This is a genomic window from Streptococcus oralis (assembly GCF_023109005.1).
Lineage (GTDB): Bacteria > Bacillota > Bacilli > Lactobacillales > Streptococcaceae > Streptococcus > Streptococcus oralis_BU.
In genome coordinates this window covers 113,431-133,410 of the sequence record NZ_JALDTU010000006.1, presented here as the reverse complement: position 1 = coordinate 133,410, position 19,980 = coordinate 113,431, and the positions used below count along the sequence as shown (strand labels likewise).

Below are 19,980 nucleotides of genomic sequence, written 5' to 3'. Positions count from 1 at the left end.
ACGCGCACCCGCATAGCGGGTGGTTTATTTGTCTCGCACCTTACGGAGCGAGACGGACTAATAGTCACATAATAAAAGAATCATGTCATCAGTTTAGGTGACATGATTCTTATTTTTTATAGAGTGACATATTTAATGCCATAGGCTGATAACTTACTTGATGATCGTCTTTAATCAATTGACTGTAAGCAACAAATCCGAACTGTTCATAAAATTGAATGACTTTAGGATGATTGATACTATCTAAAAATACCATCTGAGTTCCTACAATTGCTCGAAATTCTTCAATTTTTTGAATTACAATTTCAAATAACTCTTGTCCTGATAGTTTATTTAGCTTTGTGTTTTTGCCGAATTGACCGATAAGTAACACAGGGAGATAATCAATATTTTTGGGACTTTTCCCTTTTAGGACGAGTTTCTTTTTTAAGGATTTCTCTAAATCAGAAATATCAACAACTTTGAGAGATAAACTAAAGAATCCTATGATGTTATTTGTTGCAGTTTCTTCAACGATAAAATTACGAGAACGATGTTGTTTTTCAAAATTGGGGGCTTTATCAGATAGATAAGTCAACATCTCTTCATTACCGTTGAAATCAACATTTTCTAAAATGATAGTTTTAAATAGCTCCTGAACTTGTTTCTCAGTTTTATCAGGAGCTAGCACTTGAATATTTTCAAGATATTGCTTAAGTGGTGTTACTTGAATTGTCATCTTACAGATACTTTGAAATGAGTTTATTTTTCGTTGGAGCGGTAGCGTCCTGTGATTCAATAGATTTCAAGACTGCTTGTAGCTTTTTAGATGGTTTATGATTAAGAATTTTTAGAGCATCTTCGTTTGTTAGTTTTATATCACGTGTTAAACTGATTGTAGCCATTTGTTCTACCTCCTGTTTCTACTTAAATTCATTATAGCTTATTTTGAACAAAAGTTCAATCTGAAGATAGTGTATGTTTTTTATAGTGTATAAATCCAAAATAAGTTTTTCTCTTGCGTTTGTAGCTCATATTCGTTAGAATAATGGTGTAGATGAGTGGTCGGCTCATGGTCAATCTGATAGTAATCTTGGACATAAGGGCCAAGCGGTGGCGGACACCAGAACAAAATCCGATAGCAATCTTGGACGTACGGGCCAAGCGGTGGCAGACACCAGAATAAACCGACTGATTAGGTGGCTTACAGGTTCAGTAAGTCATCTTTTTTATTTGAAACAAAGTATAAATTTCTAATTATCTTTTTATATTTTCTTAAATGCTCGTAAAGCCTTATTCTATGTGCTTTCGAGTATTTTTACTGTAGGAAGATACTTCACGTTTCTTTGCATATTTCCTCATGTCTTAGCTGTCAGAAGTGGTAAATAAGTAGTAAATTCATTTGTACTACTAAGCAACAAGACGCTCCTGTTGCTTCTCTTTATTCAAGCGTTTCATTTCTGCCATTGCAGAATCGAATGTTGCATGTGCGTAATAGTTCAGCGTCATGGCTATATTAGCATGTCCCATAATGTACTGTAATGCCTTTGGATTCATTCCTGCATTTGCATAGTTGGTACAGAATGTATGTCGCAAACTATGTGGAGTGATGTGTGGCAATTTATCCTCGTTATACTTATTGTATTTCTTAACAAGACCTTTCATCATGCCGTTGTAATCACTTGCCACTTTTGGATAGTTCTTTCTATTAAGAAAGAGGAAATCACTATATCCATCAATCTCAACACGCTTATCATTCTTTCGATTCGCTAACACTCGCTTAAATGCTTGATAGGCTTCTTCAACCATAGGAACTTGACGTTCGCCACTTTTGGTCTTTGGTGTTTCAATGTAGTACCCAATTTCAGTATCTCTCAATAGCTGATGGTCTATATTGACAAGACGATTCTCAAAATCTAAATCTGGAAGTGTCAAACCACCAAACTCTGAAATACGAAGACCTGTTTTTAAGAGTATCAGAATTTCATCATAATTTTTGCTGTAGGTTTTATCAGCTTTTGCAAAGGCTAACAGTTTTTCTTCCTGTTCTTCTGTTAGTACGGTCTTAGGGACAGTATCATCATCAAGAACTGCTTTCAGTTGAAAGTCAAATGGATTCTTCCGAACACAATCATCTTGTATAGCAATATAGAATGAAGCCTTTAAAGAACGTTTGTAGTTATTGATGGTTTGATAAGCATAACCATTTTCACTCATTCTAATAGCCCATTCTTTAGCGTCTGATGGCTTAATACTGTCAATACTTCTTACACCTAACTTGTCTTTCTTCAAAATATCCATAAGATATTTGCGTCCAGTTTCAGTGTTTTTTCTAACCTTTGGTCTTTGAGCGTTCTGTTTTGCGTAAAGCTGGCAGAGTGTCATTTTCTTTCCTACAACATCAATACCATCATGAATGTCTTTCTGTAACTCTGCGATTTTCTCTCTAAGTGAGATACAATCACGCTTTCCTGCTGGTACTCGGTCTGTAGCCACAAGTTTCCACGAGTAAACAAATTGCGGTTCTCCAAATGAATCTATATATTTGTATAAGTATCTTCCGTCTTTTCGTTGGCTCTCTCCAGTCTTTAAGATTCGACCTTTATTGTCACGTCTTTTTTCTGACATGGCATTTGCTCCTTTCCTTTATGGAAAGAGCCTTGATACGACTTAATACTATTTTATCATATACAAGACCCTTTGGCGACGCTAGATTGCGTCCAATGTATCTATAATTTTTTCAAATTGTTTTCGTTTAATCTGAATACGATTGCCATTCATAATCAGCCAATTTGCATTTTTATTTTCCTCTGCCAAGCGTCGTAGCTTGTTTTCGCCAATACGAAAATATTTTGACGCTTCTTCAATGGTTAGGGTATAACGTTCCCAAATAGGAATGTCAGTCTGCTTCATAAAATCCTCCTTTCCAAATCACTTATTTGGATTTCATAAAAGTTGTTTTACCAGCAATCGAACAGCTTTAGCAAAGCTCACGGGAGTTCCACCCCTGCATGGTTCTCATGTAGCCATACTCATTGCCTGCGACGGTTTTATCACGCTCGGACTATTGACTGTATGGGAGTATCATTATCACGATAAGAATGTCGTTGCAGGCAATCCTGCTAAAGATTGCTTCTCGGATCACTAACATGAATCGCTCGCTATCTTTATAAGATAGGTCATGGCGGTTAGTTCCGTTGGCTCTTTTCTTATCGAAACGTATTCGATTACTTTTATTCAGTTTTCAAAGAACAATGGCTCGTTAGCCTATCAAAACACATTGAAAGCTCAATATGCTTTGGTGGAATAACAAACCTCCCTGTTCGGGAAGCGTGGAATGGTTTAGCACGCTTCCACGAAAGGAGAGAGGATATTACTTAATTTCAAATGACAAAATCTTTGTAATCAGTCTGGTTTCCATTCTTCCACGTAAGACTTCATCAACGACCATACTTTGATTGCCATATTCATCTTTCATAAGTCGTAGGGAACGCTTCGTTATGTACCCTCTGTAATGATGTAGAATCTGGTTAATCGCTTCGGTATCGCCATCTGTTGCCTTTACAATGAGAGGAAAGGGAATCATAGGATATTGTGTTTTCATTCTTCAAATTCCTCCATAAACTTTTTAATTAAGGCTAGTCCACTGGTTCTATGCCGATAGACAGTAGAACGGTTCAATTTCAACAGGTCTGCAATTTCTGAATCGCTCATGTCCATAAAGTAAAACAGCAGTAGAATTTCACGTTTCTTGTCTGGCAACTCACGTAATGCTTCACTCAACAAATCATTTTCAACGCCTACTGATAACCCATTGAGTGTAAAAATCTGAAAGTCAGTTGAATAGTTATCTGTTGTCGCAAACTGGCTAACAAGATAATCGCCAACATCCGAAAAGGACACCTCACGCTTTGCAATCCTTGAAAGATAAAGCATATAATTCTTTCGCTCGTCTTCCATAGCACGTTTACAGATATAGTCAAACTGATTTTCTATTGTGGTCTGAAAAGAAGATGGTTTCATGTTTCTCACCCCCTTTCTGTCTAGGAAAGGAAGTGAGCCTTGCTCGTTTATCTCCTTTCACTCTTAGTCCCAATGTGAAAGGGGGATTTGTTGCATTACTGATAAATAAACTTTGTAAAAAAGTTCTGAATAGCCAAAAAAGCATATAAACAGATTTATTTCTCTGTTTACATGCTTCTGTTATTCTATCTATATGATTTATAAAACCACATTGGTGGACGTACTTATCTATTGCAGATAGACGACTTTTTTTGACAAGAACCCAATGTAAGGAAATTTATTGTATATGATGTACTTCATGGCGACGTTGACCTCCAACAAACCGCCATTTGGAAGTAATATACAATATTTTAACAGCGTAAATAGCACTACCATATAACGGTTTTTTTTATTGGCGTTTAGTAGTGCTTTTTATTAAATATAAACCTATAAACCATATAACACGTTTTTCTATACCTGTTTTTAATTCAGTAGGAACAATAAAATGTATAGAGGTGGTCTACTATGCGTAAAAAAGAAGATAAATATGATTTTAGAGCCTTTGGTTTAGCCATTAAAGAAGCTCGATTGAAACGAGGTTTAACTCGTGAACAAGTGGGAGCATTGATTGAAATTGACCCACGGTACTTAACTAATATTGAAAATAAAGGGCAACACCCCAGCATACAAGTTCTTTATGACCTTGTATCGTTACTTCATGTTTCCGTTGATGAATTTTTCTTACCTGCTAATAACTTGGTAAAAAGCACCCGACGATTACAGATAGAGAAATACATGGATAGCTTTACAGACAAAGAACTATCCTTAATGGAATCTTTAGCCAGCGGTATCAACGAAGCAAGAAACATCGAAGACTAATTAAAAGAATCCATACATAACGGAAAGAGCCGATAAAATGAGATTGTATTAATCTCATTTTATCGGCTCTGCGTCTTTGCGTCTGGCTCTGTAATCACAGTTACTTTGAACTGCTTTATTTCAATTAAATTTTCTTGTCTGCATTTCGGACAATAGAGGGGGAATTTTTTTAATTCAGTATCTTCCCTTATCTTTAATCGTGTTTTATTTCCACATACAGGACATGTTGAGGCGGTAAGTTTGCTAGTCAAGGAGTAAAACGACGAAGATTAGCATTTACTTCCGCCCATGCGATAGCTGTCCGTGATTGACAAGTGCTAGCACGCAGACAGAACGGAGATAGCGAACCGCTGAGTGTGTCGCTCTGCTCGTAAAAGCTTAGAAACCTTTGAACGAAAGGGATAATGAAAGCCTTGATTGCAAGGCTTTTTGCTTTATGGTGGGTAAGTATCAGAGTGAGAAAATTTTTGGAATGAGTAGAAGTGATAGCTAGAAATTATCAGTTTCTATTTCCATTTACCCTTTGGGTACGTGTTTGTTTCCATTGACAAGGAGTTTGTGGGAATAGAAATGTACCCACCTTGTTTGAATCAAGTGAAGTGTAGTTGAAGGAAATCTGTTGAAAGCAATACTTCATTTTACCGAATAAGTAATAATTTAGGCAACTTCAAATCGATTAAAAAAAACTATTTTAAAGGTTAAGAGTAGACAAAAATTGTCCACTCTTTTTTGCAAACTCAATTTATCAATAAATGAAATGAGGGAATGTAAAATGAAATATTTTGAGGTTGAGTTAGAAAATCCTGATGAATTTTTAAAACTACAAACAGAAGATTTTGTGAAAGCTAATCGCTTGCTACTAAGGAAGATAATCCAGAGCGTTACAGTCTATGAAGAAAACTTCGTCATATCCTTTAAATCTGGCATCGAATTGGAAGTATGAGTCTCATTCCATAACTTTTATATTGAACATATCATCTTGTTGTGTTATACTATAAATTGATATAAACAAAGATGTAGGAGGAACCGAAACTATGACAGCCTCAATGCGTTTAAGATAAGCTGGCAATAAAAAAAGCAGAATCTATACCCGATGATAGGCTTTTTTGTTGTGCTTATTTATACGATATTGAGCATTCATTAGTTACGGTGAGGATATTGGTTATTTAACTATACCTTTATTTAACTATGTCTTTAATATGAATGTTTCCAAATTGTATGTATGCAGACCAAAAGCCACATTGTGGGGTTTGGCCTGCATTTTTTATTGCCTAGAATGCTATTCAAAATAGAAATTCAAGCAAAATAATATGCAGGAGATAATATAAATGGAAAAATACAACAATTGGAAACGAAAATTTTATGCAATATGGGCAGGGCAAGCAGTATCATTAATCACTAGTGCCATCCTGCAAATGGCGATTATTTTTTACCTTACAGAAAAAACAGGATCTGCGATGGTCTTGTCTATGGCTTCATTAGTAGGTTTTTTACCCTATGCGATTTTGGGACCTGCCATTGGTGTGCTAGTGGATCGTCATGATAGGAAGAAGATAATGATTGGTGCCGATTTAATTATCGCAGCAGCTGGTGCAGTGCTTGCTATTGTTGCATTCTGTATGGAGCTACCTGTCTGGATGATTATGATAGTATTGTTTATCCGTAGCATTGGAACAGCTTTTCATACCCCAGCACTCAATGCGGTTACACCACTTTTAGTACCAGAAGAACAGCTAACGAAATGCGCAGGCTATAGTCAGTCTTTGCAGTCTATAAGCTATATTGTTAGTCCGGCAGTTGCAGCACTCTTATACTCCGTTTGGGATTTAAATGCTATTATTGCCATCGACGTATTGGGTGCTGTGATTGCATCTATTACGGTAGCAATTGTACGTATACCTAAGCTGGGTAATCAAGTGCAAAGTTTAGAACCAAATTTCATAAGGGAGATGAAAGAAGGAGTTGTGGTTCTGAGACAAAACAAAGGATTGTTTGCCTTATTACTCTTAGGAACACTATATACTTTTGTTTATATGCCAATCAATGCACTATTTCCTTTAATAAGCATGGAACACTTTAATGGAACGCCTGTGCATATTTCTATTACGGAAATTTCCTTTGCATTTGGGATGCTAGCAGGAGGCTTATTATTAGGAAGATTAGGGGGCTTCGAAAAGCATGTATTACTAATAACAAGTTCATTTTTTATAATGGGGACCAGTTTAGCCGTTTCGGGAATACTTCCTCCAAATGGATTTGTAATATTCGTAGTTTGCTGTGCAATAATGGGGCTTTCGGTGCCATTTTATAGCGGTGTGCAAACAGCTCTTTTTCAGGAGAAAATTAAGCCTGAATATTTAGGACGTGTATTTTCTTTGATCGGAAGTATCATGTCACTTGCTATGCCAATTGGGTTAATTCTTTCTGGATTCTTTGCTGATAAAATCGGTGTAAATCATTGGTTTTTACTATCAGGTATTTTAATTATTGGCATTGCTATAGTTTGCCAAATGATAACTGAGGTTAGAAAATTAGATTTAAAATAAACAATATTGGAGGAATATTTATGTATCTTATTTTCATGTAACTCTTCCTGCTAAAATCGCAGGGTTTTCCCTGCATACAAGCAAATGAAAGCATGCGATTATAGACAGGAGGAAATGTTATGGAATTAATATTAAAAGCAAAAGACATTCGTGTGGAATTCAAAGGACGCGATGTTTTAGATATAAATGAATTAGAAGTATATGATTATGACCGTATTGGTTTAGTAGGAGCAAATGGTGCTGGAAAAAGCACTTTACTCAGGGTACTTTTAGGAGAATTAACTCCCCCAGGATGTAAAATGAATCGTCTGGGTGAACTTGCCTATATTCCCCAGTTGGACGAAGTAACTCTGCAGGAGGAAAAAGATTTTGCACTTGTAGGCAAGCTAGGTGTTGAGCAATTAAATATACAGACTATGAGCGGTGGTGAAGAAACAAGGCTTAAAATAGCACAGGCCTTATCGGCACAGGTTCATGGTATTTTAGCGGATGAACCTACGAGCCATTTAGACCGTGAAGGAATTGATTTTCTAATAGGACAGCTAAAATATTTTACAGGTGCACTGTTAGTTATTAGCCATGACCGCTATTTTCTTGATGAAATAGTAGATAAAATATGGGAACTGAAAGATGGCAAAATCACTGAGTATTGGGGAAACTATTCTGATTATCTTCGTCAGAAAGAGGAAGAACGTAAGAGCCAAGCTGCAGAATACGAACAATTTATTGCGGAACGTGCCCGATTGGAAAGGGCTGCGGAGGAAAAGCGAAAACAGGCTCGTAAAATAGAACAGAAGGCAAAAGGTTCTTCAAAGAAAAAAAGTACTGAAGACGGAGGGCGTTTAGCTCATCAAAAATCAATAGGAAGTAAGGAAAAAAAGATGTATAATGCTGCTAAAACCCTAGAGCACAGGATTGCGGCCTTAGGAAAAGTAGAAGCTCCGGAAGGCATTCGCAGAATTCGTTTCAGGCAAAGTAAAGCATTGGAGCTCCATAATCCATACCCTATAGTCGGTGCAGAAATTAATAAAGTATTTGGGGATAAGGCTCTGTTTGAAAATGCATCTTTTCAAATTCCGTTAGGAGCAAAAGTGGCGTTAACTGGTGGTAATGGAATCGGAAAAACAACTTTAATCCAAATGATCTTAAACCATGAAGAAGGAATTTCTATTTCGCCTAAGGCAAAAATAGGTTACTTTGCACAGAATGGTTACAAGTACAACAGTAATCAGAATGTTATGGAGTTTATGCAGAAGGATTGTGACTACAATATATCAGAAATTCGTTCAGTGCTAGCATCTATGGGGTTCAAACAGAACGATATTGGAAAAAGTTTATCTGTTTTAAGCGGTGGAGAAATTATAAAATTGTTGCTTGCTAAAATGCTCATGGGTAGATATAACATCCTAATAATGGATGAACCCAGTAACTTCCTTGACATACCAAGTTTAGAGGCTTTGGAAATACTAATGAAGGAGTACACCGGAACTATCGTGTTTATCACCCACGATAAACGATTACTCGAAAATGTAGCAGATGTAGTTTATGAAATTAGAGATAAGAAAATAAATCTGAAACATTAAATTTAAGGTAGTCGCTGGTCAGTATAGTCTGTTCTGGTTGGCGACTCCATTGTTAAAGAGTATAAAGACTTTAGATTTTATGAATATTAAAAATAGGAACAGTCAATTGAACTGCTCCTATTTTTCTGCTAAATATATTGTAGTTTTCTTATATGTATAATGATAGATTAGCGGATTCTCATCTACGGTACTTACTTCAAATATGAAGAAGTGATCGCGGTTATCTCTGGACTTTTCCTTATTGAGGACAAAGTAATTCTTACGTGAAGTCGCCATTGTTTTTAGGATATCATCAGTTAGGAAGGTCAATGGAATATTCATGTTAGAGTAGCGGTAGAAGTCACGTTCAAAATCTTGGTAGCTCTCGCTATAATAGTCCATTTGTAGGTGATTACGCTGAAACTCAAGCTGATTCATAGAGCACCTCCTCGACAAGTTCAATACTAATAATGTCTTTTAATTTCAAATTGATGTGACCTGTTATAGTTTTTATCAAAATGAAATCTTTGGTCAGACTTGGTATTGTTCCAGTGTAGGAAACACGCTTGTTTTTTTCAATCACTTGAATGCGTGTGCGTAGCTGCCCGGCGTATACTTGACTGAGGAGTAATAATTTCTTCTCTAGTGATAAGTCAGACATGTACGTTACTTTGTTTGTATCATCAGAGAGTGCTGATGCATGTTCAGATAGGAAAAAGCCCATCCATTTTTGCATCTTTGTATCCTGGTACTCTCTTGCTGATTGAAATGGTAAATACGAACGGTCAATCATATCAAATCCTTTCTATGCAGAGGCAAGGGTATTTTTATCAAATTGAATCGTAAAACCTTGAATTCCCCCACCTGTGTAACATTCTTTAAAGCGATTGATTACCTCAGTATAGATTATCACAGATGAGCTTGTTGGCTTAATGCTAAATGTAAATTCCAATGGTAATCGGTTTTCAGATTTAGCATGTACTAGTCGTATCGATATTTCAGTTGTTTTGAGTTTTCTCTGACGAAGTTTTGAAGTTGCTGTTTCAACGATTCCATGTAAAAATCTTTCAAGCATTTCAATATCATTACATCCTTTGCTACGGATTTCTGAAAATTGTACTGTATTTTTTTCTTGTTTCATTTTAATCCCTCCAATCCACCCGCGGAATGACCACCGATAAGTTTACTGCGTTCAATATTTCTGGAACCTTCAGTTAGGACGGTTCCTTTTTGTATGGCTAAAAAACCAAACTGTTCTCTGACAACATCAATAGCTGTCTGAAGTCTATTATCTTTTTCAATTTGTTCTACATCATCAAAGAGTGATAGTAGAGTATAGCTTTCATCTACGAAGCCACTATAAGATACACCAATTTGTCTCACTGCACCAGAGGTGTATTTTTTCGGAATAATACAAGTACATGACTCACCATTGTTTTGGGGAGATTTGCGGGTTCAATTTTATTCTGAGCATTTATAGATTTTTTCATCTCAGTCCTAGAATAGCCAATATGAATAGAAACGACAGTAGTCAATACTAGGGCTACTGTTCCGTTCCACAGTATCATTTAAAAATCATTTTCACACCCTTTCGTCTATTAGTATAGAAGAAAGCTCTCAGCACACAATATCCACTTGTAGTTTATAATAACTATCTCCTCCTTTACACTTTAATTCAAATCTTTATTAAAAAATATTTCATCTTATTTAACAAGAAACCATATTTATATAACAACATAAAATACACTAAGTTATTTTATTGAACATATATCGTACTTTATCTATCCGACTATTTGGACGACGGGGCTGGCAAACAGGTTCACCGGTAGTAACATGGTACCCTTTTAACTCTGTTAAACAAACACTACGTCCATTTGTAAAGAAAGTTAAATCACTACGATATTCTTGAATACACCGAGCAGGGATTTCTCCACTAAGAATGACCTCATTATTTTTCAATTGAGTGTCTACGATGTTCGCACAATATTTAGGAGCATCGGTGTATGCTCGTGAAAGATATTCCTGTGGCGCATAAATTTTAAAACTAAGATATGGCTCTAACAATTCTGTTCCAGCTTTTTTTAAGACTTGTTCCAATACAATAGGAGCAAGCATCCGAAAATCTGCTGGGGTACTAACAGGGCTATAGTATAAGCCATACTTAAAACAGATTTTACAGTCCGTCACATTCCAACCATACAATCCTTGTTCACAGCCATAGCGTATCCCTTCCATAACTGCATTTTGAAATGATTGATTTAAGTATCCAAGAGAAACCGAGCTCTCATACTGCATTCCACTTCCCAACGGAAGCGGTGATACAGATAAACCAATGGAAGCCCAGAAAGGATTCGGTGGAACTTCGATGTGAATGGTATACTCTGCTTTTTTTAACGGTCTTTCCATATAAATGACTGTAGGCTCTTTTATTTCTATCTCCACATGATACTTTTCTTGCAGCAGAGCACAAGTCACTTCCATTTGTACTTTCCCTAAGAAAGAAAGTATGATTTCATGTGTCGCAGAATCCACATAATATCGCAGAAGCGGGTCACTGTCGGAGATTTCTAAAAGTGCATCAAGTAACATTTCCCTTTGTTGAGGTTTGCTCGGTTCAACAGTCGTTTGCAGCAGAGGGAGGGGATTTTCAATTCTCTCTCTCTGTGGCAATAGCTTTGTATCTCCAAGAACACTATTTAACTTCAAAAACTCATTCTGCAAAATAACAATTTCCCCGGAATAAGCCTTATCGATTTTACATAATTCACCATTTATTGAAGTATACATTTCTGTAATTTTTATTTTTTCCTTTTCCGATATTCTAACCGAATCTCGCAAATGCAGTACGCCACTATAAAGACGTATATATGCAAGACGCTGTCTTTTTTCCGAATACTCAATTTTGAAAACTTTTCCGCAAAGTTCAGACTGACCTCGATGTGTTGATGAATAAAATTTATTCGTAATCACTTCTATAAGGTTATCAATCCCTATATTGTTTTTTGCACTTCCGTGATAAACAGGGAACAGGGAACAATTATGAAATCTTATGCTTTCCTCTTGTTCGAGTTCCAATGCTTCTAATGATTTACCGGACATATATTTCTCTAAAAGGTCATCGTTTCCCTCTATTACCGTATCCCATTGTTCAGATTCGGTAAAGTTCGTCACACACATATTAGGATACAGTTCTACCTTCTGTTTGATTACAATTTCGGCAGAAAGTTTCTCTTTAATATCCTGATAAACCGTTGATAAATCAATTCCATTTTGGTCAATCTTATTGATAAAAAAGATTGTGGGAATCCCCATTTTCCTAAGTGCATGAAATAATATACGAGTTTGTGCTTGTACGCCATCTTTTGCAGAAATCAGTAGAATTGCCCCATCTAAAACTGATAATGAACGATATACTTCTGCTAAGAAATCCATATGTCCTGGCGTGTCTATGATGTTCACCTTCGTATTTTCCCACTGAAAAGAGGTTATTCCTGTCTGAATTGTAATTCCTCTCTGACGTTCTAAAAGCGTATTATCCGTCCTCGTTGTACCTTTGTCCACGCTTCCTAATTCTGTAATCGCTCCACTGTTATATAATAAGCTTTCTGTTAAGGTAGTTTTTCCCGCATCAACATGAGCTAAAACTCCAATATTAATAATTTTCATGTGATTTTCCTCCATTCAAAAGCCCAAAAGGGCATAAAAATCCCAGTGATAAATACTCTTATCACTGGGATTTTTATGCATAACCATAGGCATACAAAGCATACAGATATTCTCCGGATACTTTAGAATCACATGATAAAGGTATTCTTAAACTGGGTACAAAAAACTAAGCCCTCCTAAAAAAGGACATCCAATTATTTGTTCCCACTATCAAATTGACAGTTTATTTAAGAATACCTTGCCGCATATTTATTAACTCCTTTTAAATAGATACTTAAATAATAGCACGTAAGAGCATATTTGTCAAGGAATCTCCAATTTTTTATCAAAGAGAGTACGTGATTACAAAATAGCTGTAATAATGTACCAATATTTGTTATTCTATAATCTTCCAATTACTCCCGTTCTTTTCAAGTACCAAATCAAATTGAGATACCTGCGTTGCTTTGGTCTGCTGGTCGATATACTCCACTGTCAGCGATACCGTGACTTGATTATCCTTACGATTGTGAATAGGATTTACCAGTTCTTGAAAGATGTACTCTTTTCCGATTGGTTTTAATATCCCGTCATTCACATAGTAGGAAAGTTCACTGGCTGTCGCTGTAGGATAGAGCTTGAAGAACGTCGTTAAAAACTCATTGATTTCATTGGTTGTAATGGAATCAACCGTCCCCTCACTTTCAATGGCTTTTGGTTTATAACTTGATTTCTTAGGTATGTTGGTAATGGTCGGATTCTTAACCAGTACCATATTTCCAGAACCATCTACATAGACACTCACTATATAAGCAGAGTGGACGGTCTTTGTATTTTCTCCCTCTGTAATGAGCTGGTCTACACTGTAGGTTACATTAAACTCATTGTCGCCAGTTGGCTCTACCGTCCATATCTGAAATCCTCTTACAGAAGACGATACAGGAATATCTTTGCGTACTGTATCAACATTGAGAGCTTGAAGTTCATCTGTCAGATAGCCTTTTAGACTTTCCATTCGATTATCAATGGACTTATCGGATTGCTCCCATGAATAGTAGACTTTCGCAAAGTTCTCTACAAAATTTTCTACATGATGAGTATCAACGTATTCCTTTTCTATGATAGTTGTTTCGTGAATAGTATGAGTATCTATAGCTGTAAAGTGCTTGAATATCGCAAAGCTGAAACTAAGCCCTAAAAGTACCCACAAGGCAATCACAACCTTTTTATGAGGATTGACCTTATAGTAGACACGAGGTTTCTTTTCCTTTGGTATCTGTTTTTCTTTATTCTGATTTTTTCTAAATTTCATCATTAAATCTTCCTTTCTCATTGTTTGATTCGTCCTGCTCCCACTAAATGCTGTTGCCAGTAGGGGCTTGTTAAGTCGGCATAACCGATTGGGTCGCCTGCATGAAACATACGGTTATTGCCAAGGTATATCCCAACATGAGTAATATAAGAGCCAGCGTTATAGGTAGAATGAAAGAAAACCAAATCGCCAGCTTGTGCTTCCGATAGTGGGATATGCTGGGTCACATCATATTGCTGTTGTGCGGTTCGTGGTAAGTTAATTCCAGCTTTTCCATACGTCCATTGTGTCAGTCCGCTACAATCAAAAGAAGTAGTCGGGGAAGCTCCACCGTAAACGTATCGCCAGCCCTCATATTTCAGTGCTTCGTCCATGATGGCTTGTACCGTATCATCATCAAACTCTGTTGTGACAAGATACTGCGTTACCAGTTGCACATAAAACATATTGCCATAGTTGTATCGCCAGCCCCCATTGATAGGTATGGCTATGGGATTGGGGTAAGACACTTTTTCGCCACCTGAATACTCTTTTGAGAAACTTTGAGCCAGTTCAAAGGTATATTTATTTCCACGATTAGCCACATACCCTAAGAAACCACCACCATAATTGTAGGACTGGATAACCGATTCTAAATCTACACTGAGCCTTTCGCTACTGGCTAATAATTCACTGAAATACTTCACACCTTGCTTAATGGATTCTTCTGTACTCAATGAATTAGGTGGAAGACCGAGGGATTCCGAGGACTGCATAACATCTTCCGCAGTACCGCCCGATTCCACCTGTATAATCGCAAGAAGTATGTTGACATATTCTTCAACGCCATATTCTTTGGCATATTTTTCTACCATAGGCTTATGAGCCAGCACTTCTGCGGAAACATTCACACCTCCATAATGAATATTGGAAATTCCGCTGTCCTGTTCATCTGAAAATAAAATGGCAACAAACAGAAGCAGTGAGAAGACCATCAAGAATAATCCAGAACCACCAATCACTAAAGTTTTCAACTTCATGGTTTCTTACCGACTTTCTTAATGGTGGCGGTTTTGATTGGTGGTCTACTTCTTGTATTTTGTAGTGGTACTCTTTGAACAGTAGACGGACGTTCTTTTGTGATTGGACGTTGTGAAGTTCTATCTGCTGTAGTGGTTGAAGTTGCTGGCTTTTGAACGGTTTTTTCTTGAACGGTATTGCCTTGGCGTTCCACTTTTGGACTTGAAAAATCGGACTTAACTGCTGGACGCTCTTGTTTGGCTTGTTGAGATTCCTTATATGAAGTCTGAATATTAGACTGTTTTGAGGTCTGTTCATCATGATATTGTTCTTGTCTTGTAGTCGGTCTTTCATGAACAGAAGAAGCAGGCTGTTTTTTCTGTTTGACCTGTTCCATTTCAGAGCGACGCTTCGCAATGGTTTTTCGCCTTTGTTCCTGCTGTTCCTTGCGTCCACTGGCTCTGTCCGCTTTGGTTTGAGAAATACTACTGGTTAAATCACGGACATTCTCTTTTACTTTGGATTTTCCTTGATATACTGCATATCTTGCATTGGTCGGCAAATCTTTAACCTGTTCTTTCAAACCACTAGCAGTGTCTACCATTCTGTCTTTGGTATCAGCTACTGTACCGATGGTTTGACCGATACGTTTTCCAAGTGTTGATTTTTCCTTTCCGTCTGGTCGGGAGTGATCTGCTTGTGTCCTTGCAGAACTCCCCGAACCCGACTGTCCTTTTTTACCTGTAACAATGGCAGACCCAGCCCCTAGAGTAGTCATGGAACGTCCAAGTTTCCGCTGTAGACGGTGCATGTGAGCGTGCATAAGCATACGAGGTTTTCTCATCACACGACTTCCCACACTTTGAGAATCGTTACTCTGTAGAGAAAACATACTCATTAAATCGCCCAGCTTGAAGTAGATTCCTGCAAAGGTCACAATCTGTAGAAAAGCAATCAAAAAGAATGGATAACCAGCCGATAAGGTATAGAGCATGGTTGAAATACTAAATGCTGTCGTAATAATCAATGTGATTCCAGCTCGTGTCAAAATGGTATTAAAGAGCTTTGTTATGGCTCGTTTTGACATACCATCAAATGATGGAATCATGCTTAAAATAAAGCTCACAGGCAGAAACATAGCATAGATGATAAAAAGTACCTGCGAGAAAATCATGATTCCTGTTAATAGGAATACAAATATGGAAATCCCAATATTGAAGACAAATAGGAAGAAGACTGTACCTAAACGGTTAATGGTCTTTGTAATGGTTAGATTGGTATTGCTTCTGTCTTCAATTTCTTCCGCAACAATTTTTTCTCTGTCTTCGCCATTGTTGGAATCTGGGCTGGTGGAGAGCAGGCTTTCCACACGGTCAATACCGATACTTTCAATGTCTGAACTGTTGTATTGAAGCAGTAGCCACGTTTGCTGAACCTGTATGGAAAACAGGCTATCTCTGATTAAGTCCACGCTGTCCTTGCCTTGACTATCGGAATGGGGCATGACAATCTTCGTGCCAAGTGATAAACTGGCATTACTGATGTCTGATGAAAAGTCATTGATTTTTTTAATGTAGTCGGGAGCGTAGGCAATAAAGGAAGCCGATAGGATAAACACCAGCACAAAATTCATAATGGCATGAATTGCCTTTGTGGTTTCTCTCTTTATCAGTCCCGTATAGGCAACATAAACCCCAAGAACCAAAATCAAGAGTAAGAGGAATCCAACATAGAAACCCTCTGTTGAAAATCCGTTTGCACTCACACCAGCTAAGGTCTGCATATTCTTACCAATGGAATCTGCTGTAGCGGAAATGAAGTCTAAGGAATAGGCTTCCTGTACTAAGTAACCTGTCGCATTGGAAACATACAAACTGATTGTCCAAATAAAATTGGTAATGGCATATAGTCCATACATGACCTGTTTTCCAATCCCGTCCGACCAGTTCCACGGAAGCCAGCCCCAGCTATTATCCACATAAAAATCCAGTTGATAGTTTTCAAGTGGGTATCGGCTGTATTCATTTGCCACATTGACCGTATCATCTACCAAGCCCGCAGCTTGAACCACCGTTCCCAGCATGGCTAAAAGAAAAATGGCAATCACAAGTGTGAAAGCCACTGTCATTGCCACTTTACCTAGACGTTTCAGCGTCCAGTTTGATTTTATTCTGTTTACTATTGATGGTTTCACATTTACACCTCTTTTCGCACAGGTGGTCTGGTATCAAAGGCATGGAGCAGTTCTTCAAATACAGGGTGGAACTGTATCACACCGACACGACCATATAAATCACTGATAAGGCATTGCCCGTTTTCCAAATCACGCAATCGCTTCTGATTGTTTTCGTCCTCTGGGTCTACACCAAAAAAGGCTAAGGTCTTTTTAATCTCGTTAAGGTCAGTGGAACGAAATGCAAATTTTAAGCCGAGGTTATTTTTCAGTTTTTCATCTAAGAGGTCGTCTGTATTTTGGGTCACGAAATATACCCCAGCGTTCATAGCACGACCAGCCCGAACCAGCTTCATAGATAGTGTTTTTCCTTGTGCTACCTGTAAAAAGCTCCATGCTTCGTCTAAATCTACAATCTTGAAAATGCTTCGGTCTGTATGGATAAAGTCTAAAGCAAAGGTACTAATGACAATCAGCATAGCAACGGATAAAAGCTCCATAGTGGTATATTCCTCAAAGGAAGTTTCCTTGTCGGGAAGTACCAAGTCCGCAACCTGTATAATGTTCAGTTGTTTTTCTAAGCTGATAGACTGCTCCACATAACCATTACTGAATAATAAATGTGCAAAGTCATAGTCTGTAAAACTTTCGATATGGTCGGCTATACTGGTACTTAGTGGCGTATTCTCAACCCGTAATTCCTCAATCACTTTCATCAACCCTCGTACTTCACTATTGGTTACTGCACGAATGGCTTTTCTAAGGATTGGGAAGCGTTCCCCATCACGAGAGGAAATCCCCGTAAGGAATGTCAGAATATCAATAGCCAGTGATTCAGAATCTTTGGGATTTTTCATAATCACATAAGGGTCAAGTAAGCCTTTGTTTTTCTCATCAGAAGTCAGAGTGACGATATTGATTTCATGGGAAATCTCTGGCAAGGTTTCTTTCCATCTGCCACGTTCTGCTTTTGGGTCTACAATCACTGCTTGTGCCCCATAAAGCACCGCATAATAGACGATAAGGTTATTCGCAAAGGATTTACCACCACCCAGCGAACCAACAAAAGCCGACGCTAACGCATTGGTTACTGAACCCTTAACCCCTTGACTGGCAAGAGCAGGTTTCAGATAGACATTGCGTCCAGTATCTAAGCTGTAGCCAACATAAATCCCCTCATTTTCCCCCAGCATTTGAGTAGCACCAAAACCTAAACCAGCGAGGAAATCAGAGGTCACGTATTGAATATAATCATTCATATAACGCTTGCTGGCAGGTAAAAATTCTTCATGTAAGCCGAGCATATCCCCAAATGGTCGTACCAGTTTTACGCTTAAATCGTCATAAAAATCTTTCACTTCATTACAACGACGTTTGAGTTCGTCAAGATCATTTGCTGATACCCTTACCACATAAGACAGCTTGTACATAGATTCCTTGCTTTGGTCTAAATTGGTTTCCAGCTCATTCACACTTTCCAGAGCTTCCGCCACATTGGAGCTGGTTTCATTATCACTTTGCCAAGCGTGGTTATCCAAGTCTTTCAGTTCTTTCTTTTTATTGCGGACAGTAGATAGGGCTTTACGATTCGCTACAATTTCCACATTCATTGACGTATCAATCGGGAATGTAAATTGCTGTTGCTGGTAGTAGAAGATTTCAGAGGACGGGAAGTCCAGTTCTCCGACAATGCTGTTAATGGTAAAGTAAGCTACATAGACGGTTTCATCTTCCTGCTGGATTTTCAAATATCGCTGTTTTTCTTCCACCAAACAGCGAGTAGGCTTAATCAAGTCATAGTATTTAATCAGCGTTTCATTATCCAGCTTTTTCTTTGATAGATGGTACTCATACTCTTCATAGGCAGTGCCTGTCTGTCCGTAAAGGTGTTCAATCAGATAGCCGAAGTCGTCCTTATCTAACCTGCGGATTTTGAAACGACGAGAGATTTTATTTTCTAAGAGCTTTTCCATCTTCTGAAAACGCAGGATTTCATCATTACTCATACTAACAAAATCGCCCATCAGCTTATGGTTCACATCATAGACAAAATCAGACAAAGCATTTTTTGCTTCAACGGTAAGACTTTTCATAGAAAACTCCTGATCGTTGAGAAGCAACTTAAAGCCGATAAAGAAACGGTAGTTCACTTGATTTTCGCCAATCATGGATATTAAAGCGTCTGTCTGTTGGTCGATTTTGTCATAGGCAACCGCTTTGAGCTTGCCAGTGACTTCATTTTTGGAACGCTCTTGTGCAGAACGTATGCTGGATTCTGTACTGATTTGTAAAGCATGAATTTTGCCATCACGATTTTGTGCGATAAGCTGTCTGAAAGAATCATGCACTTGTATTTTCTGTTCTGGACTTAGAAATGAGTAATTGTAAGGAACAAGCTCATAGTAAGCATAACATTCCCCGTCTTTATTCCAGACGAGATTGTTTTCAATGTATTTAATTGGATATGCCATAAAATTCACTCCTAACTGCTGTAATGGCTTCTTGTGGCTGGTTTCTGCCAAGCGTTACTTTTTTTCCTGCATAGGTCAGCTTTGGTCGCAGTGCATAAGCAATGACAGACTTCAAAAATCCATAAGGCTTTTTACCATCAAAAGTTTTTGTAGACATAAACCATGTGAAAGCCACAGGAATCCCAAAGTATTTGAGAAATGCTCCCTCTATCATGGAAAGAGGGGGCAAGTTGCCAAGTATCATCACTGCAAAGAGTGACACGACAAACCATGTCATTTGCGTAAAGGTTATGGGAAACGGAAGTCTAAAATCATTGATAGAATACAGTACCTTTTCCACAGACCAGATACTGGTATAGCTTCGTATTTTCTTCATGTAATCAATCCTTTCATAAAAAATAGGGGTAGCTGA

At 37.8% G+C, this 19,980-nt stretch carries 22 protein-coding genes and 1 pseudogene; 5 read left to right on the top strand and 18 right to left on the bottom strand.

The features are described 5' to 3' along the window. Positions 1-109: 109 nt before the first annotated feature. Entirely contained in the window at positions 110-718 is a 609-nt protein-coding gene (locus tag M1F56_RS07320) for a hypothetical protein (RefSeq protein WP_247917302.1), read from the bottom strand. Between the two features lies 1 nt (position 719). Continuing rightward, positions 720-884 carry a hypothetical protein gene (locus M1F56_RS07315; RefSeq protein ID WP_000201399.1) on the bottom strand — a complete coding sequence of 55 codons (165 nt, stop codon included), beginning with the start codon at positions 882-884 and terminating at the stop codon, positions 720-722. Between the two features lie 152 nt (positions 885-1,036). Between M1F56_RS07315 and M1F56_RS09710 the strand changes: the two genes are divergently transcribed. Then, positions 1,037-1,165 carry a hypothetical protein gene (locus M1F56_RS09710; protein WP_256363417.1) on the top strand — a complete coding sequence of 43 codons (129 nt, stop codon included), beginning with the start codon at positions 1,037-1,039 and terminating at the stop codon, positions 1,163-1,165. A gap of 224 nt (positions 1,166-1,389) precedes the next feature. Here the strand turns inward: M1F56_RS09710 and M1F56_RS07310 are convergent, their stop codons facing one another. The 4 genes from M1F56_RS07310 to M1F56_RS07290 form a co-directional block, all read right to left on the bottom strand. Continuing rightward, positions 1,390-2,607, bottom strand: coding sequence for a tyrosine-type recombinase/integrase (locus tag M1F56_RS07310; RefSeq protein ID WP_001291561.1), 1,218 nt, complete (start codon positions 2,605-2,607; stop codon positions 1,390-1,392). 81 nt (positions 2,608-2,688) lie between these two features. Further along, complete coding sequence (locus M1F56_RS07305) at positions 2,689-2,892, bottom strand: excisionase (protein WP_000814511.1); 204 nt, start codon at positions 2,890-2,892, stop codon at positions 2,689-2,691. Positions 2,893-3,352: 460 nt separating this feature from the next. After that, positions 3,353-3,583, bottom strand: a complete 231-nt coding sequence (locus tag M1F56_RS07295) for a helix-turn-helix domain-containing protein (protein ID WP_000857133.1) — start codon at positions 3,581-3,583, stop codon at positions 3,353-3,355. Beyond that, positions 3,580-4,002: a sigma-70 family RNA polymerase sigma factor gene (locus M1F56_RS07290; protein ID WP_000804885.1), complete on the bottom strand. Its 423-nt coding sequence runs from the start codon at positions 4,000-4,002 to the stop codon at positions 3,580-3,582. Before M1F56_RS07290 ends, M1F56_RS07295 begins: the two co-directional genes overlap by 4 nt. A gap of 504 nt (positions 4,003-4,506) precedes the next feature. Between M1F56_RS07290 and M1F56_RS07285 the strand changes: the two genes are divergently transcribed. Next, positions 4,507-4,860 carry a helix-turn-helix transcriptional regulator gene (locus M1F56_RS07285; RefSeq protein ID WP_001227347.1) on the top strand — a complete coding sequence of 118 codons (354 nt, stop codon included), beginning with the start codon at positions 4,507-4,509 and terminating at the stop codon, positions 4,858-4,860. Positions 4,861-4,919: 59 nt separating this feature from the next. Here M1F56_RS07285 and M1F56_RS07280 read toward each other — a convergent pair whose 3' ends face one another. Next, on the bottom strand, positions 4,920-5,111 hold the full coding sequence (locus tag M1F56_RS07280) for a cysteine-rich KTR domain-containing protein (RefSeq protein ID WP_001860868.1): 192 nt from the start codon (positions 5,109-5,111) through the stop codon (positions 4,920-4,922). Between the two features lie 521 nt (positions 5,112-5,632). Between M1F56_RS07280 and M1F56_RS07275 the strand changes: the two genes are divergently transcribed. The 3 genes from M1F56_RS07275 to msr(D) all read left to right on the top strand — a co-directional run bounded on the left by M1F56_RS07275 (position 5,633) and on the right by msr(D) (position 8,989). Continuing rightward, positions 5,633-5,803 carry a hypothetical protein gene (locus M1F56_RS07275; RefSeq protein WP_000873143.1) on the top strand — a complete coding sequence of 57 codons (171 nt, stop codon included), beginning with the start codon at positions 5,633-5,635 and terminating at the stop codon, positions 5,801-5,803. Positions 5,804-6,188: 385 nt separating this feature from the next. Next, entirely contained in the window at positions 6,189-7,406 is a 1,218-nt protein-coding gene (gene mef(A) / locus M1F56_RS07270; protein ID WP_000417519.1) for a macrolide efflux MFS transporter Mef(A), read from the top strand. 119 nt (positions 7,407-7,525) lie between these two features. Next, the gene (gene msr(D) / locus M1F56_RS07265; RefSeq protein WP_000420313.1) at positions 7,526-8,989 is read left to right on the top strand and encodes an ABC-F type ribosomal protection protein Msr(D); all 1,464 of its coding nucleotides are present in this window, start codon (positions 7,526-7,528) and stop codon (positions 8,987-8,989) included. A gap of 117 nt (positions 8,990-9,106) precedes the next feature. Here the strand turns inward: msr(D) and M1F56_RS07260 are convergent, their stop codons facing one another. The 11 genes and pseudogenes from M1F56_RS07260 to M1F56_RS07210 form a co-directional block, all read right to left on the bottom strand. Next, entirely contained in the window at positions 9,107-9,406 is a 300-nt protein-coding gene (locus tag M1F56_RS07260; RefSeq protein ID WP_001072467.1) for a DUF5960 family protein, read from the bottom strand. Then, positions 9,393-9,761, bottom strand: a complete 369-nt coding sequence (locus M1F56_RS07255) for a hypothetical protein (protein ID WP_247917301.1) — start codon at positions 9,759-9,761, stop codon at positions 9,393-9,395. The genes M1F56_RS07260 and M1F56_RS07255 overlap by 14 nt, the downstream gene beginning before the upstream one ends. Positions 9,762-9,773: 12 nt before the next feature. Continuing rightward, a complete protein-coding gene (locus M1F56_RS07250) occupies positions 9,774-10,109 on the bottom strand; it encodes a hypothetical protein (protein ID WP_000806926.1) in 336 nt (111 codons plus the stop codon). Then, positions 10,106-10,351, bottom strand: coding sequence for a hypothetical protein (locus M1F56_RS07245; RefSeq protein ID WP_001813542.1), 246 nt, complete (start codon positions 10,349-10,351; stop codon positions 10,106-10,108). The genes M1F56_RS07250 and M1F56_RS07245 overlap by 4 nt, the downstream gene beginning before the upstream one ends. A 363-nt stretch (positions 10,352-10,714) precedes the next feature. Beyond that, the gene (gene tet(M) / locus M1F56_RS07240) at positions 10,715-12,634 is read right to left on the bottom strand and encodes a tetracycline resistance ribosomal protection protein Tet(M) (protein WP_000691729.1); all 1,920 of its coding nucleotides are present in this window, start codon (positions 12,632-12,634) and stop codon (positions 10,715-10,717) included. A gap of 15 nt (positions 12,635-12,649) precedes the next feature. Continuing rightward, a pseudogene (locus M1F56_RS09790) lies at positions 12,650-12,697 on the bottom strand (hypothetical protein); the annotation flags it as partial. A 313-nt stretch (positions 12,698-13,010) separates the two neighbouring features. Further along, positions 13,011-13,946 carry a conjugal transfer protein gene (locus M1F56_RS07230; RefSeq protein WP_001224320.1) on the bottom strand — a complete coding sequence of 312 codons (936 nt, stop codon included), beginning with the start codon at positions 13,944-13,946 and terminating at the stop codon, positions 13,011-13,013. Next, positions 13,943-14,944 (bottom strand): lysozyme family protein, encoded by a 1,002-nt coding sequence (locus M1F56_RS07225; RefSeq protein WP_000769868.1) that lies wholly within the window; start codon positions 14,942-14,944, stop codon positions 13,943-13,945. The genes M1F56_RS07230 and M1F56_RS07225 overlap by 4 nt, the downstream gene beginning before the upstream one ends. Next, positions 14,941-17,118, bottom strand: a complete 2,178-nt coding sequence (locus tag M1F56_RS07220) for a CD3337/EF1877 family mobilome membrane protein (RefSeq protein ID WP_247917300.1) — start codon at positions 17,116-17,118, stop codon at positions 14,941-14,943. Before M1F56_RS07220 ends, M1F56_RS07225 begins: the two co-directional genes overlap by 4 nt. A gap of 2 nt (positions 17,119-17,120) precedes the next feature. Then, positions 17,121-19,568, bottom strand: coding sequence for an ATP-binding protein (locus M1F56_RS07215; RefSeq protein ID WP_000331160.1), 2,448 nt, complete (start codon positions 19,566-19,568; stop codon positions 17,121-17,123). After that, a complete protein-coding gene (locus M1F56_RS07210; RefSeq protein WP_000723888.1) occupies positions 19,552-19,944 on the bottom strand; it encodes a conjugal transfer protein in 393 nt (130 codons plus the stop codon). Before M1F56_RS07210 ends, M1F56_RS07215 begins: the two co-directional genes overlap by 17 nt. Positions 19,945-19,980: the final 36 nt, after the last annotated feature.

Coding starts and splice junctions, on each gene's coding strand:
- M1F56_RS07285 (WP_001227347.1), top strand. CDS start 4,507: ATGCGTAAAAAAGAAGATAAATATGATTTTAGAGCCTTTGGTTTAGCC.
- M1F56_RS07255 (WP_247917301.1), bottom strand. CDS start 9,761: ATGATTGACCGTTCGTATTTACCATTTCAATCAGCAAGAGAGTACCAG.
- M1F56_RS07210 (WP_000723888.1), bottom strand. CDS start 19,944: ATGAAGAAAATACGAAGCTATACCAGTATCTGGTCTGTGGAAAAGGTA.
- M1F56_RS07305 (WP_000814511.1), bottom strand. CDS start 2,892: ATGAAGCAGACTGACATTCCTATTTGGGAACGTTATACCCTAACCATT.
- M1F56_RS07315 (WP_000201399.1), bottom strand. CDS start 884: ATGGCTACAATCAGTTTAACACGTGATATAAAACTAACAAACGAAGAT.
- M1F56_RS07230 (WP_001224320.1), bottom strand. CDS start 13,946: ATGAGAAAGGAAGATTTAATGATGAAATTTAGAAAAAATCAGAATAAA.
- M1F56_RS07295 (WP_000857133.1), bottom strand. CDS start 3,583: ATGAAAACACAATATCCTATGATTCCCTTTCCTCTCATTGTAAAGGCA.
- M1F56_RS07215 (WP_000331160.1), bottom strand. CDS start 19,568: ATGGCATATCCAATTAAATACATTGAAAACAATCTCGTCTGGAATAAA.
- M1F56_RS07260 (WP_001072467.1), bottom strand. CDS start 9,406: ATGAATCAGCTTGAGTTTCAGCGTAATCACCTACAAATGGACTATTAT.
- M1F56_RS07290 (WP_000804885.1), bottom strand. CDS start 4,002: ATGAAACCATCTTCTTTTCAGACCACAATAGAAAATCAGTTTGACTAT.
- M1F56_RS07320 (WP_247917302.1), bottom strand. CDS start 718: ATGACAATTCAAGTAACACCACTTAAGCAATATCTTGAAAATATTCAA.
- M1F56_RS07310 (WP_001291561.1), bottom strand. CDS start 2,607: ATGTCAGAAAAAAGACGTGACAATAAAGGTCGAATCTTAAAGACTGGA.
- M1F56_RS07250 (WP_000806926.1), bottom strand. CDS start 10,109: ATGAAACAAGAAAAAAATACAGTACAATTTTCAGAAATCCGTAGCAAA.
- M1F56_RS07225 (WP_000769868.1), bottom strand. CDS start 14,944: ATGAAGTTGAAAACTTTAGTGATTGGTGGTTCTGGATTATTCTTGATG.
- M1F56_RS09710 (WP_256363417.1), top strand. CDS start 1,037: ATGAGTGGTCGGCTCATGGTCAATCTGATAGTAATCTTGGACATAAGG.
- M1F56_RS07275 (WP_000873143.1), top strand. CDS start 5,633: ATGAAATATTTTGAGGTTGAGTTAGAAAATCCTGATGAATTTTTAAAA.